Consider the following 2,002-nt stretch of genomic DNA (forward strand, 5'->3'; position numbering starts at 1 on the left):
CCTGTTGATGCAGCGGACGGTCTCGGACGGGAAGCTGAGACGCCCGGCATACGACGGAAACGGAAATATCACGGCCTGGGCGCTCAAGGGTTCCGGAGGCACGGCAAATCCCAATATGGAGCAGCTGCGGACGGAATACGATGCGTTTGGAAATATCGTGGTGTCAGAAGGGACCTTGAATTCGGAGTTCGGGTTCTCCACCAAGATTCGCGATCCTTACACGGGACTCTGCTACTACGGCTATCGGTATTACGATCCGGTGACGGGGCGGTGGCCATCGAGGGATGCCATCGGGGAACGTGGAGGAGTGAACTTTTATGGGTTTGTTGGGAATGATGGAGTGAATTGGTGGGATTACTTGGGATGGTGGAAGAAGGGGGATGAGATCAAGGTTAAATGTGGTGGGATGATGAGTAAGGTCGCTGGGAAAATTAAGGTCGCTGATTATAGTGTCGAGAAAGGACAAGTCACGCAGACTGATGGGTTAAGATGCCAAGGCGCGTTGGCGACTCTAACATTGAAGTTTGAAGAATCTGATCCGAAATGCTGCTGTAAAAATGGAAAATATCAGTGGTTTCAAACGATAACTGAGGACAACGATCCTGGAAAGGCAAACAAGAAAGTGCCAAGGTCCGATGCTGGCCCTCCGAGCCTCGCGACTTTGGTCGGCACTGATTTTGATGATAATCCTGGAATTCCAGCAAAAAACGTAGAAGCCCTTTGGAAACGCGATGGAGGGAAACACATGAAGAAGGGCGCGAAGATCGAAGTGAAATTCAAGTTGGAATTTCAATGCAAAGAGGATGGTAAAGAGGCGAGGACTCTCAAAACAATAAAATGGGGGCTTTGGTACTCCGTTGATAAATGCGGGGTAACCAAGGCGGGTGTCGAGTAACTACATTGAGGTGAAATTAGTGACCATCTAAGCCGCGGTTTCATGAGTATCTTTAAAAGCTTTTACTCCTTTAGTCTGTCTAGGTTGGCAATCGGTTTCCTCTTTTGGATGACAATTTCGTGCGCTAAGAGTGAGCTTCGATGTAACTCAGGCGATCCGATGAACTCAGATATTTTTGAGGAGACCCCTGATAGCTTTGATAGAGGCGGGGCTGGCCGAACTGTTACGTCGTCGAGCAATCCGGAATCACCTGCCAACCGGATACCTTGGAATGACGGGAAAATAGTGAAATAGGGGAGGTGTGAACCGGGGGCGTAGATTACCCGTTGACCGGGGGCATGGGTGACAGATCAAGGGGGATAAGCATAAAGAAAGGTGCCTAAAAAAGGGGTCGGCCCTGAATGGCGCTTAGATTGGGCGCAAATCATTGATTTTTAGAGACGAAAAGCCGATCAGGGTACGGTTTGAAAGTGTGACCAAACAACCCGTTCTGACCGGCTTCCCGTGCACTGTCTTTGCCACCGCCAAGCGTCGTTTGCAAGCTGCCATCCGGCGGCAGCGCGCAGCTGTCAAAGGGGTCAGTCCTCGCACTTTAACATCCGTGTCAAAGGAGTCATTCCTGAATGGTAATGATTTAAGTCACGGTTCGTGGACAATCAATGATGGAAGGTCGACCGGATTACGGTAGGCATTGTGAAAATATCCAACCTCTTCTGTCTTCTGTGCGGCTTCTAGGCGACCACGGTTGCCGCTTCAAAACGCGTCCGGCAAGCCGCCTTCTGCCGCAAAGGGTGGGAGATGATTGTCGGGTCTCCCGGAGGCTATGGGGTGAACTTCGGGGATGTGCTGCCGCCACGGACACTCGCGGAGATCCACCCCAGCTGCCGCCAGCGGCAACCGGAGGGACAGGCGCCTTCTGTGTAAGCGTGGTCTGAAGCCCCGTCGTGCCGCTTTGCAGTTGGGTCGCGTTGCATTCATCGCTCTTCGGAGGATGAGAGCTACGCAGGATTCTCTTGTCAGATGCGACCGCAGAGCCTCGCGATGCTCCCTGCCGATCCTCATCCGCCCGAGGATGTGGGTCTTCAATATCGTCGTCGTATCCGTCAT

At 52.2% G+C, this 2,002-nt stretch carries 1 protein-coding gene; it reads left to right on the forward strand.

Annotated elements, in window-relative coordinates; translation table 11 throughout:
• A partial coding sequence (locus HNR46_RS20455) for an RHS repeat-associated core domain-containing protein (RefSeq protein ID WP_184022556.1) occupies nucleotides 1–895 on the forward strand: 895 nt, incomplete at its 5' end.
• Nucleotides 896–2,002 lie beyond the last annotated feature (1,107 nt).

Origin of the sequence: Haloferula luteola (assembly GCF_014201715.1) — a bacterium.
Taxonomy (GTDB): Bacteria; Verrucomicrobiota; Verrucomicrobiia; order Verrucomicrobiales; family Akkermansiaceae; genus Haloferula; species Haloferula luteola.